The sequence below is a fragment of the Rhizobacter sp. P3_B12 genome, assembly GCF_056402895.1.
The window spans coordinates 1-13810 of record NZ_JBFUGN010000067.1; the positions used below are offsets into that span (position 1 = coordinate 1).

Below are 13810 nucleotides of genomic sequence, written 5' to 3' on the forward strand. Positions count from 1 at the left end.
GTCCTTGGCCCCGCAGGCCGCGAGCAGCGCGATGACGACCGCCAGCGGCAGCGCTTTCAACGCGCCTCGCGTACCTCGGATTTGGGAAACAACAGCAGCACTTTCCGCCGCGACGTTCTTCAACGCAGACATGCAAATCCCTTCCGGATGCTGCGCCCGCCGCGGGCGCCTGATGAGCTGGGGGAAAGCCGACAAAGCGCAAGGCCGGGTGGAAAACCCGGCCGGACTGGTCGACGATGCGGGTTAGTATACATACACGATTGAATGTAAACGTCCCATTTACCTGCAAGGTAGCGGCAGCGCACTTACCGAGTGCTTACCGGCACCGATCACCGAGGAGTCGCCACGCGATGGCGCGACGAACGAAAGAAGAGGCCCTGGCCACCCGCAGCCACATCCTGGACACCGCCGAGCTGGTGTTCCAGGAGCGTGGCGTGTCGCGCACGTCGCTCAACGACATCGCACTCGCGGCCGGCCTGACCCGCGGCGCCATCTACTGGCACTTCAAGGACAAGGGCGACCTCTTCAACGCGATGATGCTGCGCGTGACGCTGCCGATGGAGCAGATGGTGCACGCGAGCGACGACCCGCAGTTGGACGCGCCAGTGGATCACATTCTGGAAAGCTTTGTCGATGCCCTGCGCAAGACGGTGCACGACCCGCAGGTGCGCCGGGTGTTCGACATCGCGTCCCACAAGGTCGAGTACGTCGACGAGCTCGACAAGGTGTGGGAGCGGCACCGCCAGGTGCACAACGAGATGCTGGAACGCGTCGAGAGCGCGCTGAAGCGGGCGGTGCAGCGCGGCCAGATCGTGCTGCGCGCGCCGGCCCGCACGGTGGCGATCGGCCTGCATGCGCTGATCGACGGGCTGATCCGCACCTGGCTGCTGGAGCCGGACTCGTTCGACCTGGTGCGGGTCGGCCGGCAGGTGCTCGAAGGCTATCTGGCGGGCATGGCGCCGGTGCCACCGACCATCACGCCCGTGCCGGGTTCGTCGCCGGCACCGGCCGGGGCTCGTCGAGGTGCTGGGCGAGCAACGCGATCGTAGCGGCCAGGCCGGCCAGCACCAGCAGCGCGAAGCGCAGGCTCGTCAGCTGCGCGAGCCAGCCGATCAGCGGCGGCCCGAGCAGGAAGCCGCCGTAGCCGAGCGTGGCCATCGCCGCGATGCCCTGGCCCGGGCCGCGGCGCGCGCGACGGGCGGCGGTGCCGAAGACCAGCGGCGCGACCGTCGCGACGCCGAGCCCGACGGCGACGAAGGCCGCGAGCGTCAGCCCGGGGTGCTGCAGCAGCAGGGCCGTGGCGAGCAGCAGGGCGGCCACGGCATTGCCGGCGCGCAGCAGCGTGGAGGCGCGCCACACCGCCATCAACCGGTCGCCGGCCAGCCGCAAGGCCATCATCGCGCAGGCGAACGCGGCATAGCCGAAGGCGCCGAGCGCCGCGCTCAGGCCGAGGCCGTCCTTCACGTAGACCGCGCTCCAGTCGGCCATGCCGCCTTCGATCAGGAACGCGCAGAACACGATCGCGCCGAGACCTCCCATGCCCGGCTCGGGCAGCGCGAAATGCGGCGCCGGCTCGGCCGGCTTCGGCGGCGCGGACTGCAGCCAGCGCATCGCCACCAGCAGCACCCCCGCCAGCACGGCCGCGACCACGCCGATGTGCAGCCCCGGCGCGATGTCGTGGTGCGCCATCGTGCCGCCGAGCGCCGCGCCGCACAGGCCGCCGGCGCTCCACAGCCCGTGCAGGCCCGACATGATGGGCTTGCCGCGGCGCGCCTCGACCTCGACCGCCAGCGCGTTCATCGCGACATCCATCGCGCCGTTGGCCGCGCCGAGCAGGAACAGCGTGAGGGCGAGCGGCAGCAGCGAGCCGACCAGCACCGGGTGCGGCAGCAGGAAGCAGTAGACGAAGCCGGTGGCGAGCGTCAGCCCGCGCGCGCCGAGCTGGCCGATGCCGCGGCCCGCGAGCTGGAACGACGCCAGCGCGCCGGCCCCCATCGCCAGCAGCGCCATGCCGAGCTGGCCTTCGCTCAGGCTCAGCGCGTCGCGCACCGCGGGGATGCGCGAGACCCAGCTCGCGAAGCCGGCGCCGTTGGCGAAGAACACGGCGGCCATCGCGATGTGCTCGGCGCGCGAGGCGGAGGGGGAGGAAGACATGGCGGCTCCGAAGGCGTGGGCATGCTTGAGCGAAATCGATCAAGTTCGAGCATATTAGAGCAATCAGCGAGGCCGGGCAAGCTAGAATTCGCGCCACGATGGTCCGCAAGACACCTGCCCCTCCCTGGTTCGGCGAAGAACGCCGGGCGCGCACGCTGAAGCTGCTGCAGGAGAAGGGGCGCGTCGAGGTGCTCGACCTTGCTCGGATGATGGGCGTCTCCGAGCACACGATCCGCCGCGACCTGCTCGACCTGCAGGCGCAGGGCGCGCTGCACAAGACGCATGGCGGCGCGGTGTCGCTCGACACGGCGCGGCTCGATTTCGCGGGGCGTGCCGACGTGATGGCGGATGCGAAGCAGGCGATCGGCCGGGCCGGTGCCGCGCTGATCGAGCCGGGCCAGACGGTGATCATCGATGCCGGCTCGACCTCGCTGAGCCTGGCGCGCGCGCTGACGGTGCGGCCGGTCACGGTGATCACGAACTCGCTCGACGTGGCGGCGCTGTTCGACCGCGACCCCGGCGTGCAGCTGGTACTGACCGGCGGCACCTGGCACACGCAGGCGCGCGCGCTGTGGGGGCCGGCGGCGCGCGAGATGCTGCAGCAGTGCCGGGCCGACTGGGCGGTGCCGGGGGCCTGCTCGGTCGACCTCGCGATGGGCATCACCGTCACCGACGAGGCCGACGCGGCGACCAAGCGCGCGATGATCGGCGCCGCGGCCCGCACGATGGTGCTGGCCGATCATTCGAAGCAGAACAACGTGTCGCCGTTCGCCGTCGGGCAGTGGCGCGAGGTGCACACGCTGGTCAGCGACCGCGCCTGGCCCGAGGTCCAGGCGMTGGGGGTGCGGGTGCACGTGGCACCCGACTGATCAGCGGGTCTTCAACGAATTTGCTGGTAGTCCACCGGCACCCACACATACCCACGCCCTTCGGCGCGGATGTGCCCGATGCCCGGGAACGGCAGGTGGGCACCCGCCACCAGGAAGCCGCCCTTGGCCGCATCGGCATACGCCTTCTTGCGCTGGATCGCGGCCGGCTTCGAATCGTTGTCGAACGAGATCGTGACCTGCGGCTGCGGGAACTGCACCGCGGCCACGTGCATCAGGTCGCCCCACAGCACCAGCTTCTGGCCCTTCGACTCGACCGCGTAGATCGAGTGGCCCGGCGTGTGGCCGCGCGCGGCGAACGAGCGCACGCCCGGCACCAGCTCGGCCTCGCCGTCGAACGGCTTGAACTTGCCGGCGGCGACGTACGGGTTCAGCGAGGCCATCGCGCCCTGGAAGAAGCCTTGCACCTCCTTCGGGGCCTTCTCCATTGTGGCCTGGCTCAGCCAGAAGTCGGCGTCATGCTGGTCGGCACGCACGATGGCGTTCGGGAACGCCGGCTTGCCATCGGCCAGCAGGCCGCCGACGTGGTCGGGGTGCATGTGGGTGACGTAGATCTCGTCGACCTGCTCGGGCTGGTAGCCGGAGGCCTTCAGGTTGGCCAGCAGGTTGCCGGCCGTCGGGCCGAACAGGCCGGCGGCACCGGTGTCGACCAGCACCAGCTTGCTGCCGGTGTTGATCAGGTAGCCGTTGACCGAGGTCTGCACGGTATCCTTCTGGAACGACTTGTCGAGCAGCTTGCCGACCTCCTTCTGCGTCGTGTTGGTCAGCAGCTGCTTGGGCTGCAGGTCGAGCGTGCCGTCGAACAGGGCGGTCACCTCGATGTCGCCGAGCATCATCCGGTAGAAGCCGGGGGCTTGCGTCTTGAGCTGCGGCGCGCCGGCGTGCGCAGCGGTGGCGAGGACCAGCGAGCCGACCAGCGCGGCCAGGCCGTTGCGAATCCAGGATGTCTTGGATGTCATTCGATTTCTCCTCTGGGTGCGGAATTGCGGGCGCAAGCATAGGGGCGGGTCGCATTCCCCACAGCGCAGAGGGCCGCCTTCCTACACGCCGGCTTTCGCGAGGACGACCAGCGAGATGCCGCGCGCAGGTTCGAGCGCATCGGCGTTCTGGTACGAGTGCGGCAGGTTGCCGGGGAAGGCCAGCACCTCGCCCTCGACCAGCGTGTAGCGCTCGCCGGCCACCATCAGGTTCACGCGCCCGTCCAGGCAGGTGAAGAACTCGCGCGTGCCCGGCAGGTGCGGCGTGCCGCCCATCACCGCGCCGGGTTCGAAGTCCATCACCTCCATCATCTCGTCGGGCACCGATTCGGGCACCAGCACGCGCAGCGTGACGCCGCGCCCCTTGCCGGCCGGGCGGCTGCGCAGCGCGATCTCGTTGGCCGGCCAGTGGCGCACCATCGCGCGCGGCGATGCGAGCAGCTCGTCGATCGGCACGCCGAGCGCGCCGGCCACCTTCACCAGCACCGACAGCGACGGGTTGCCGTCGCCGGACTCGAGCGTCGCGATCGTCGAGCGCGGCAGCGCGGCCGATTTCGCGAGGGCGTCCTGCGTCAGCCCGCGCGCATGGCGCAGGCTCAGCAGGTTGCGGGCCAGGTGGCTGGCGGTGGCGCTGGGGGGAGCGCTGGAGGGGGCGGCGGGCTCGCTCATCAGGCGCGCATTGTCGACGGAACGGACGCTTCGCCAACACAGCGGACCGCGTGCTGGGCGGCGCGCCGGGCGATCCCTATCGTGGCTCCATCACTTCAAGGAGCTTCCTGATGAACACCCTTCGAGACGATCCGCTGGCCGGCCTGCGCGTGGCGATCACCGGCGGCACCTCGGGCCTCGGCCTCGCGCTGGTGCAGGCGCTGTCGGCGCGCGGCGCGCGCGTCGCCTTCATCGCCCGCGATGCGGCCCGCGTGCGCCGGCTCGCGCAGGACCTGCCCGGCACGCACGGCATCGTCGGCGACATCGCGCGCCGCGACGACATCCATCCGATCGCGCTGCAGGTCGGTGCCGCGCTCGGCGGGCTGGACGTGCTGGTCAACAACGCGTCGAGCCTCGGCCCGGTGCCGCTCGCGCTGCTGGCCGACACCGAGTGCGAGGACCTGGAGGCTGCGCTCGCCACCAACCTGCTCGGCCCGTTCCGTCTCGGCAAGGCGCTGCTTGGGGCACTGGCGGCGTCGGCGCGCACCGGAGCGCCCTCGCTGGTGATCAACATCAGCAGTGACGCTGCTGTCACGCCCTATCCCGGCTGGGGCGCCTACGGGGCCAGCAAGGCGGCGCTGCACCACCTGAGCCGCATCTGGGATGCCGAGCTGCGCGAGCACGGCGTGCGCGTGTTCTCGGTCGACCCCGGCGACATGGACACGCCGCTGCATGCGCTGGCCGTGCCCGATGCCGACCCGGCGACGCTGCAGCGGCCGGCCGATGCCGCGCGGACCATCGTCGCGCTGATCGCCAACACCGTCGCCCACGCGGAGGCCGCATGAAGGCCGCCCACCTCCCGACCCAGCGCCCGCGCGGCGCGCGCCTGCTGGTGATCGACCGCCACGGCGAGTTGCACCATGCCGAGCGCACGCGGCTCGCCCAGTGGCTGCGCCCCGGCGACCTGCTGGTGGCCAACGATGCGGCGACGCTGCCGGCCAGCCTGCACGGCACGCACGGGCCCACCGGCGAGCCGATCGAGGTGCGGCTGGCGGGGCGCGCTTCGCTGCGGGTCGACGCGGTGCAGTCCTTCACCGCGGTCGTCTTCGGTGYGGGCGACTTCCGCACGCGCACCGAAGACCGCCCTGCGCCGCCGGCCCTGCACCCCGGTGACAGGCTGCAGCTCGGCCCGCTGCAGGCCAAGGTCGTGCGCCTGCTCGGCCATGCGCGGCTCATCGAGTTGCGTTTCGATGGCGACGCCGATGCCATCTGGGCCGGCATCGCACGCCACGGCCGGCCGATCCAGTACGCCCACGTGCCGCAGCCGCTCGCGCTGTGGGACGTGTGGACGCGTGTCGCGGCGCTGCCGGTCGCGTTCGAGCCGCCGTCGGCCGGCTTCCTGCTCGACTGGCAGCTGCTGCACGCGCTGCGCGAACGGGCGATCGGCTTCGCGACGCTGACGCACGCAGCCGGCCTCTCGTCGACCGGCGATGCGGCGCTCGATGCGCGGCTGCCGTTCGACGAGCCCTACCACCTGCCGGCCGCGACCGTGCAGGCCATCGCCGACACGCGGCGCTGCGGCGGGCGCGTCGTCGCGCTCGGCACCACCGTCACGCGGGCGCTGGAGCACGCCGCGCAGGCCGGGCCGCTGCGCGCCGGCGAGGGCCTGGCGAACCAGCGGCTCGGGCCGGCCAGCCGGTTGCAGGTGGTTGATGCGATCGTCAGCGGCACGCACGAGCCGGGCAGCAGCCACCATGCGCTGTTGCAGGCCTTCGTCGATGCGTCGGTGCTGCGCCGTGCCGATGCGGCGCTGGCGGCGCACGGCTACCGCACGCACGAGTTCGGCGATTCGGTGCTGATCGAAAACGCCCGCCGCCCCCAAAGATCACCGCGCCAGGGTTCACGAACGATCGTGCGATCCATCGAACGGTCCGGGTTCGCCGGCTTGTTGCGGCCGGCATAAGCCCGAATAATCGGCGCCACCCAACAAACAGATGGTTCCGAGGAGACGCATGACCGCGATTCGCACTACCGCTGCCGCCCTGACGCTCGGGCTGGCCTTGATCGCCGGGGCCGCCCAGGCCGCTTCGACGACGACCAAGTTCGAGCCGATGCTGCAGGTGCAGGGCACGCCGCTGCTGCTGAACGGCGCGGGCACGCGCTTCAAGGCGATCTTCAAGGTCTACGACCTGGGGCTGTACACCAGCAGGAAGGTTGGCACGCCTGAAGAACTGCTGGCGCTGGCCGGCCCGAAGCGGCTGCAGTTCACCGCGCTGCGCGACCTGCCGGGCACCGACCTGGGCCGGCTGTTCATCAAGGGCATGTCGGAGAACTCGCCGAAGGAGCTGGTGCAGAAGCACACGCTGTCGGCGACGCGGCTGATCGAGATCTTCTCCGGCCGCTCGAAGATGGCCGCCGGCGAGACTTTCGCGATGGAGTTCGTGCCCGGCAAGGGCACCACCTTCTACATCATGGGCCAGCCGCAGGGCGAGCCAGTGGGCGACGCCGAGTTCTTCGCGATGGTGCTGAAGATCTGGGTCGGCGACGCGCCGGCCGACCACCTGCTGAAGGCGGCGCTGCTGGGGCGCGACAAGGAATAAGGCTGGCGCTCTTCAGGTCTTCTCGAACTTGAACACCGCGACGCTCGCGGTCAGGTTCGGCCGGCGCCGGCGCACCGCGCCGTTCTGGATGCCGAACGAATCGAGGATCTGCAGCCCGCTCTTGCGCGCCAGCACCTCGAAATCCGCGTACGTGCCGACCCGGATGTTCGGCGTGTCGTACCACTCGTAGGGCAGCGCCTTCGTGACCGGCATGCGCCCGCTCGCGATGCGCAGCCGGTTCGCCCAGTGCGCGAAATTCGGGAAGCTGACGATGCCCACGCGGCCGACGCGCGCCGTCTCGAGCAGCATGCGCTCGGTGTTGCGCAGGTGCTGCAGCGTGTCGAGCTGCAGCACGACGTCGAAGCTGCGGTCCTCGAACATCGAGAGGCCCTCCTCGAGGTTCAGCTGGATCACGTTGACGCCGCGCTGCGTGCACGACAGCACGTTGGCGTCCGAGATCTCGATGCCGTAGCCGCTGCACTGGCGGTGATCGCGCAGGTGGGCGAGCAGCTCGCCGTTGCCGCAGCCGAGGTCGAGCACGCGCGAGCCCTTCGGCACCATCTCGGCGATGAGTTCGATGTCCTTCCTGTCGCTCATGCCACGGCTCCCACGGCGGTGAATTCCTTGGCGATGTTGTCGAAGCGCGCCCGCAGCACGCCGTGGTACCGCGCGTCGTCGAGCAGGAACGCGTCGTGCCCGTGCGGCGCGTCGATCTCGGCGTAGCTCACGTCCAGGCGGTTGTCGAGCAGCGCGCGCACGATCTCGCGCGAGCGCTCCGGCGAGAAGCGCCAGTCGGTCGTGAAGCTCACCAGCTGGAACTTGCAGCGCGCGCCGGCGAAGGCCGCCGCCAGGTCGCCGGCGTGCTCGCGCGCCGGGTCGAAGTAGTCGAGTGCGCGCGTGATCAGCAGGTAGGTGTTGGCATCGAAGTACTCGCTGAACTTGTCGCCCTGGTGGCGCAGGTAGCTCTCGATCTCGAACTCGATGTCCTGCGTGCTGTAGCCGGGCGCGCCGCTCTTCAGGCCGCGGCCGAACTTGGCCTCCATCGCGTCGTCGCTCAGGTAGGTGATGTGGCCGATCATCCGCGCCACGCGCAGCCCGCGCTTGGGCACCACGCGGTAGCCGTAGTAGTGGCCGCCGTGGAACTCGGGGTCGGTGACGATCGCGCGCCGCGCGACCTCGTTGAACGCGATGTTCTGCGCCGACAGGTTCGGCGCGGTGGCCACCGCGATGCAGTGGCGCAGCCGATCCGGGTGGCGCAGCGACCAGCTCAGCGCCTGCATGCCGCCCAGGCTGCCGCCGAGCACCGCGGCCAGCTGGGCGATGCCCAGGCGGTCGAGCAGCCGGGCCTGCGCATCGACCCAGTCTTCCACCGTGACGACCGGGAAATCGGCGCCATAGACGCGGCCGGTCGCCGGGTCGACGTGCATCGGGCCGGTCGAGCCGAAGCAGGAGCCGGGGTTGTTGATGCCGATCACGAAGAAGCGGTCGGTGTCGAGCGGCTTGCCCGGGCCGATCAGGTTGTCCCACCAGCCCTCGCTGCGCGGCTCGCCCGCATGCGTGCCGGCGACGTGGTGCGAGGCGTTCAGCGCGTGGCACACCAGCACCGCATTGCTGCGCTCGGCGTTCAGCGTGCCGTAGGTCTCGTAGACGAGCGTGTAGTCGCTCAGCCTGGCGCCGCTGCGCAGCGGCAAGGGCTCGGTGAATTGCATCACCTGCGGTTGGACATCACCCAGCGAACTCATGTGGACACGCACCCAGAAAAAGAAAAACCGGCGCCGCCAAGATGGGGACACCGGTGGGTGCGTCCATTCTTTAGCTGGTTTTTTAAAGCGCCCGCAAGCCGGAACAAATCAGCGCTGGCGGCAAGTATAGGCCGCCGGTCCCCGCCGCCCCCAGTGCGATGCCACTGGCTACGTCGTCGTATCTCTTGAGGGTGAGGCGAGCAATTTGCATCAATTTGTGTGCAATCTGACAGGGATACCTCCATTAAATCGTTGATTTGCCAGTTGTACGATGACTGATGACATTCGATGAAACCGATTGTCATCCCACAACATCAGGAGGCAGACAACATGCAACGACGTACCTTTCTCGGGGCCACGCTGAGCCCCGTCGCGCTGGCCGCTTGCGGTGGCGGAGACGACAACCCGCCCGCGCCGCCCCCGCCGCCGACCGCCCAGGGAATCGCCATCGACGCGCTGAAACGCGCCGTGACTTACATGGATGAAGAGGTGTCCTACCGCGGCGGCTATGTCTGGTCGTACTCGCCGGACCTGACGCAGACCTTCGGCGAGATGGAGGCCAAGCGCACGATGTGCTGGATCCAGCCGCCCGGCACGCCGTCGGTGGGCAACGCGTTCCTCGACGCGTACCACGCCACCGGCGACGAGCGCTTCTACCAGGCGGCCGAGCGCACCGCGCTCGCGGTGGTCGCGGCCCAGCATGCCTCGGGCGGCTGGAACTACATCCACGATTTCGCCGGTGAAGAATCGCTGAAGCACTGGTACGAGACCATCGGCAAGAACGGCTGGCGCCTCGAGGAATTCCAGAACTACTACGGCAACGCCACCTTCGACGACGCCGGCACCGCCGTCGCGTCGCAGCTGATGCTGCGCATGTGGCTCGAGAAGAAGGACGCGCGCTTCGAAGCGCCGCTGAATCGTGCAATCGATTTCATAAGACAGGCGCAGTTCGGTGCCGAGCTCGGCATCGCCAATGGCGGCTGGCCGCAGCGCTTCCCGCACTACGCGGGATCGAAGGTGAGCATGCCGCAGCCGAACCCCGAGCAGATCCCGGCCGGTGTGCACGCCGGCATGGAGGATGGCGACTACACGCTGCACGTCACCTTCAACGACGACGTGATGGGCGAGAACATCAAGTTCCTGACGATGTGCGTGCTGGCGCTGGGCCGCACCGACCTGCTGGACAACATCACGCGCGCGATGGAGTGCATGCGCGCGATGCAGCAGCCCGGGCCGCAGGCCGGCTGGAGCCTGCAGCACCTGTCGCGCGAGACGAACGGCCGCCCGGCCGGCGCCGCCGCCGGGGCGCGCACCTACGAGCCGCGCTCGCTGGCCACGCACACCACGCAGACCAACATCCAGCAGCTGTTCCACTACTTCACGCTGACCGGCGACCGCAAGTTCCTCGCGCGCATCCCCGAAGCCATCGCGTGGCTGAAGACGGTGCCGCTGCCGGCCGACGCGATCCAGCGCAACGCGCTGCTGAACGGCCGCACGCACGCCACCTTCATCGAGCTCGACAGCAACGAGTCGCTGTACGTGCACCGCTACGGCTCGAACATCCACAACGGCGCCTACTTCGCCGACAAGGACCTGACGAACACGCTGAGCCACTACTCGGCGGGCCGCTCGATCGACATCGCCGGGCTGCAGAAGCGCTACGACGACCTGAGCGGCCTGAGCGACGCGGCGGTGGCCGAGCTGGTGGCGCGCTCGCCGCTGAAGGCGACGCAGCCGACGGCGCTGCCGAAGTTCTTCGGCATCCGCGAGGTCGATTTCCCCGACCTGTTCACCGGCGCGAAGATGACGACGCCGGTGGTGCCGCAGACCGAGGTCGACACGCTGGTGGCCGACCTGGGCACGAAGAACTACTGGACGGCGCCGGTGCCCGAGGTGGTGAACCCGTACCGCGGCGACGGGCCGGCGGCGCCGTACACCGGCACCGCCTACCGCAGCAAGCACGTGGGCGACATCTACGACACCTCGCCATACCCGGCCGACAACCCGCCGGACATCGCGCCCTACGTGAAGCGCGACAAGCCGCAGTTCATCGTGACGGCGGACGTGATCCGGCGCATCGGGCGGCTGATCGCGTTCGTGTCACCGGTGGTCTGAGGCGACGGATCCGGACGGGCGACGTGAGCGCCCGTTGCGTCACATCTGCTTGGCCAGCTCCGCCGTCCGGCAGATCTCGTTGTTGTCGAYGGTGACCCACTCGCCGCCCTTCTGCAGGCAGACTGCACGCGCGGTCTGGTGGCGTTCACGGATGCGGTCGGGGGCGGTGGAGACCCGGAACACCGCGCCGGCGATGGCGACGATGCTGATCAGCGCGAAAGCGGTGCGTGCGAAACGGGTGCCCATGGCGCTCTCCGGTGGATCGGCGAATTCTCGGGCATTTGGCCCGACTTTGCATGCTCGCTAGCATCCCCACCTTTGCGCATGCGAGACAGTCGATGAAGCCTTTCGTGTCAGATGTTGCCGAGCACTGGGTCGAGGATGCCGGCGACGGCGATGCCGCCCACCTGGACATCCCGCCGCACGCAACGCGCGAGCGCCGTTTCGAGATCTTCTGCAGCTTCGAGGTGGCCAACCCGCTGGGCGGCGACGACGCGGCCCACGGGTTGCGCGTGCTGGTCAACGGAGCCCAGGAATGGGCGCGCCGGGTGGCGACGCACGCCGGCAGCGATTCGCTGGACGTGCGGCTGCGCAAGACCGTGCCGGTCGGCGAGCCGCTGCGCTTGACCGCCCGCACCGAGGTGCAGGGGGTGCGCCGGGTGGGGCTGAAGATCACGGCCGACGAGGACCTGGACGGCTGAGCCCCCGCGCGCGCCAGTTCGATTCAGGTCAGTGCAACCGCAGCGACGACATCCCGAACAGGCCGATCAGCCCGATCGCGATCAGGTAGATCGCGACGATGAAGTTCAGCAGCTTCGGCATGACCAGCACCAGGATGCCGGCGATCAGCGAAATCAGGGGGGTGAGGCTCAGGTGGATGTTCAATTGAAGCTTCCGTTGGGTCGTTGAAACGTGGATCGTGGGTGGACCTCGGGCAGGTCCCTAGAATGTCGGCCCGCGCATCGAAGACGATGACGCACCGATTCTCCCTGGAGCCCGCCGTGGACCTGAAACTTCCGATTGTCATCTTCGACGAGCTCACCGAGTCCGTCATCCGTTCCACCGGCATGCTCGACCTGGCCAGCGGCGAGATCCGCAACGTGCAGTACGAGGATTACGACGTGAAGGCCGAGGGCATGCCGATCGAGGACGAGAGCTACGAGTTCACCTCCGGGCTGCTGACCAACGGCAAGCGCGACGTGGAGTTCCGCATCGAGGTGGACATCATGTCGGGCGCCTATTCGGTGACGCCGAGCGAGCTGCTGGAGCTGAAAGGCCGCGCCGCCAAGCTGTTCTCCACGAAATAGAACGGCTACCCTTGGCGCCTCCCGCCACGACACCGGAGCCGCCATGCCGACGATGCCCGAAGCCCGAATCCTGATCGCCCAGGGCGGCGGCCCGACCGCCGTGATCAACCAGTCGCTGGTCGGCGCGGTGCTCGCGGCGCAGCGCTTTCCCGAGGTGACGGCGGTCTACGGCGCCCGCCACGGCGTGCGCGGCATCCTCGACGAGGATTTCATCGACCTGGCGCGCGAGACGCCGCAGCACCTCGAGGCGGTCGCCGCCACGCCGGCCTCTGCCCTCGGCAGCACCCGCGACAAGCCCGACCTCGCCTACTGCCGCGCCATCCTGGCGGTGCTGCAGGCGCATGGCATCAGCCATTTCCTGTACATCGGCGGCAACGACTCGTCGGACACCGTGCGCATCGTCAGCGAGGAAGCCCGCCAGGCCGGCCACGCGCTGCGCTGCATCCACGTGCCGAAGACCATCGACAACGACCTGGTGGGCAACGACCACACGCCGGGCTACGCCTCGGCGGCGCGCTTCGTCGCGCAGGCCTTCGCCGGGGCCAACCTCGACAACGCGGCGCTGCCGGGCGTCTACCTCGGCGTCGTGATGGGCCGGCATGCCGGCTTCCTGACGGCGGCCGCGGCGCTCGGCGCCCGCTACCCGGAGGACGGCCCGCACCTCGTCTACCTGCCCGAGCGGGTGTTCGAGCGCGAGCGCTTCCTGGCCGACGTGCGCGCCACGCACCAGCGCCTGGGCCGCTGCGTGATCGCCGTCTCCGAGGGCATCCACGATGCGTCGGGCGAGCCGATCGCGGTGCAGCTCGCGTCGGGGGCCGTCGAGCGCGACGCCCATGGCAACGTGCAGCTGTCGGGCACCGGCGCCCTGGCCGACCTGCTGTGCGACCTCGTCAAGGACCAGCTGAAGATCAAGCGCGTGCGCGGCGACACCTTCGGCTACCTGCAGCGCTCGTTCCTCGGCTGCGTGTCGGATGTCGACCAGCGCGAAGCCCGCGAGGTCGGCGAGACGGCGCTGCAGTTCGCGCTGCGCGGCGACCGCGACGGCTCGGTCGCGATCCAGCGCTGCGGCGACTACGCGGTGCGCTACGAGCTGCTGCCGCTGGCGGCGGTGGCCGGCAAGACGCGGGTGATGGAAGACGTGTTCATCGCAGACAGCGGCAATGCCGTCACCGACGCGTTCCGCCAGTACCTGCGCCCGCTGCTCGGCAGCGACATGCCGCAGGCGCACCGGCTGCGCGGGCATCCGGTCGCCAAGCGACTGGGCGGATCGACGGTAGGACGCTGACGCCCGGTCGGGCATTTCCTACCGCAGCTCCCGTTGCCGGCTGATGGGCCGGGCGGCCGCATCCGGGTCTGATGGGATCCCTCCACCCACTGGAA

At 69.6% G+C, this 13810-nt stretch carries 16 protein-coding genes and 1 riboswitch; of the genes, 9 read left to right on the top strand and 7 right to left on the bottom strand.

Annotation, left to right across the window (positions count from 1 at the left end):
- The first annotated feature begins 350 nt into the window (after positions 1-350).
- On the top strand, positions 351-1049 hold the full coding sequence (locus AC1D01_RS06260; RefSeq protein WP_477865205.1) for a TetR family transcriptional regulator: 699 nt from the start codon (positions 351-353) through the stop codon (positions 1047-1049).
- On the opposite strand, the gene AC1D01_RS06265 is transcribed toward AC1D01_RS06260, so the two are convergent.
- Positions 976-2154, bottom strand: a complete 1179-nt coding sequence (locus AC1D01_RS06265; RefSeq protein WP_477865206.1) for an MFS transporter — start codon at positions 2152-2154, stop codon at positions 976-978. The genes AC1D01_RS06260 and AC1D01_RS06265 overlap by 74 nt on opposite strands.
- A gap of 98 nt (positions 2155-2252) precedes the next feature.
- On the opposite strand from AC1D01_RS06265, the gene AC1D01_RS06270 reads away from it, so the two are divergent.
- A complete protein-coding gene (locus tag AC1D01_RS06270) occupies positions 2253-3023 on the top strand; it encodes a DeoR/GlpR family DNA-binding transcription regulator (RefSeq protein WP_477865207.1) in 771 nt (256 codons plus the stop codon).
- Positions 3024-3034: 11 nt separating this feature from the next.
- Here AC1D01_RS06270 and AC1D01_RS06275 read toward each other — a convergent pair whose 3' ends face one another.
- Together AC1D01_RS06275 and AC1D01_RS06280 are read right to left on the bottom strand one after the other, a co-directional pair.
- Positions 3035-4000 carry an MBL fold metallo-hydrolase gene (locus tag AC1D01_RS06275; protein ID WP_477865208.1) on the bottom strand — a complete coding sequence of 322 codons (966 nt, stop codon included), beginning with the start codon at positions 3998-4000 and terminating at the stop codon, positions 3035-3037.
- Positions 4001-4081: 81 nt separating this feature from the next.
- On the bottom strand, positions 4082-4687 hold the full coding sequence (locus tag AC1D01_RS06280; RefSeq protein ID WP_477865209.1) for a helix-turn-helix domain-containing protein: 606 nt from the start codon (positions 4685-4687) through the stop codon (positions 4082-4084).
- A 110-nt stretch (positions 4688-4797) separates the two neighbouring features.
- Between AC1D01_RS06280 and AC1D01_RS06285 the strand changes: the two genes are divergently transcribed.
- The 3 genes from AC1D01_RS06285 to AC1D01_RS06295 are packed head-to-tail and all read left to right on the top strand — an operon-like array spanning position 4798 to position 7266.
- Positions 4798-5511, top strand: a complete 714-nt coding sequence (locus AC1D01_RS06285; protein WP_477865210.1) for an SDR family NAD(P)-dependent oxidoreductase — start codon at positions 4798-4800, stop codon at positions 5509-5511.
- Positions 5508-6629, top strand: a complete 1122-nt coding sequence (locus tag AC1D01_RS06290; RefSeq protein WP_477865211.1) for an S-adenosylmethionine:tRNA ribosyltransferase-isomerase — start codon at positions 5508-5510, stop codon at positions 6627-6629. The genes AC1D01_RS06285 and AC1D01_RS06290 overlap by 4 nt, the downstream gene beginning before the upstream one ends.
- Positions 6630-6678: 49 nt before the next feature.
- Entirely contained in the window at positions 6679-7266 is a 588-nt protein-coding gene (locus tag AC1D01_RS06295; RefSeq protein WP_477865212.1) for a chalcone isomerase family protein, read from the top strand.
- Between the two features lie 12 nt (positions 7267-7278).
- On the opposite strand, the gene metW is transcribed toward AC1D01_RS06295, so the two are convergent.
- A complete protein-coding gene (gene metW / locus AC1D01_RS06300) occupies positions 7279-7863 on the bottom strand; it encodes a methionine biosynthesis protein MetW (protein WP_465111383.1) in 585 nt (194 codons plus the stop codon).
- A complete protein-coding gene (gene metX, locus AC1D01_RS06305) occupies positions 7860-9008 on the bottom strand; it encodes a homoserine O-succinyltransferase MetX (RefSeq protein ID WP_477865213.1) in 1149 nt (382 codons plus the stop codon). Before metX ends, metW begins: the two co-directional genes overlap by 4 nt.
- 53 nt (positions 9009-9061) lie before the next feature.
- Positions 9062-9133, bottom strand: a riboswitch (SAM riboswitch).
- Between the two features lie 205 nt (positions 9134-9338).
- On the opposite strand from metX, the gene AC1D01_RS06310 reads away from it, so the two are divergent.
- The gene (locus tag AC1D01_RS06310; protein WP_477865214.1) at positions 9339-11123 is read left to right on the top strand and encodes a pectate lyase; all 1785 of its coding nucleotides are present in this window, start codon (positions 9339-9341) and stop codon (positions 11121-11123) included.
- A 39-nt stretch (positions 11124-11162) separates the two neighbouring features.
- Here the strand turns inward: AC1D01_RS06310 and AC1D01_RS06315 are convergent, their stop codons facing one another.
- Positions 11163-11369, bottom strand: a complete 207-nt coding sequence (locus AC1D01_RS06315; RefSeq protein ID WP_477865215.1) for a hypothetical protein — start codon at positions 11367-11369, stop codon at positions 11163-11165.
- Between the two features lie 104 nt (positions 11370-11473).
- Here AC1D01_RS06315 and AC1D01_RS06320 point away from each other — a divergent pair, with 104 nt between their 5' ends.
- Positions 11474-11824 (top strand): hypothetical protein, encoded by a 351-nt coding sequence (locus AC1D01_RS06320; RefSeq protein ID WP_477865216.1) that lies wholly within the window; start codon positions 11474-11476, stop codon positions 11822-11824.
- Between the two features lie 28 nt (positions 11825-11852).
- Here AC1D01_RS06320 and AC1D01_RS06325 read toward each other — a convergent pair whose 3' ends face one another.
- Positions 11853-12008 (bottom strand): DUF3096 domain-containing protein, encoded by a 156-nt coding sequence (locus AC1D01_RS06325; RefSeq protein WP_082004143.1) that lies wholly within the window; start codon positions 12006-12008, stop codon positions 11853-11855.
- Positions 12009-12124: 116 nt separating this feature from the next.
- On the opposite strand from AC1D01_RS06325, the gene AC1D01_RS06330 reads away from it, so the two are divergent.
- Entirely contained in the window at positions 12125-12430 is a 306-nt protein-coding gene (locus AC1D01_RS06330; protein ID WP_047501946.1) for a hypothetical protein, read from the top strand.
- A gap of 52 nt (positions 12431-12482) precedes the next feature.
- The gene (locus AC1D01_RS06335; RefSeq protein ID WP_477865217.1) at positions 12483-13715 is read left to right on the top strand and encodes a 6-phosphofructokinase; all 1233 of its coding nucleotides are present in this window, start codon (positions 12483-12485) and stop codon (positions 13713-13715) included.
- Positions 13716-13810: the final 95 nt, after the last annotated feature.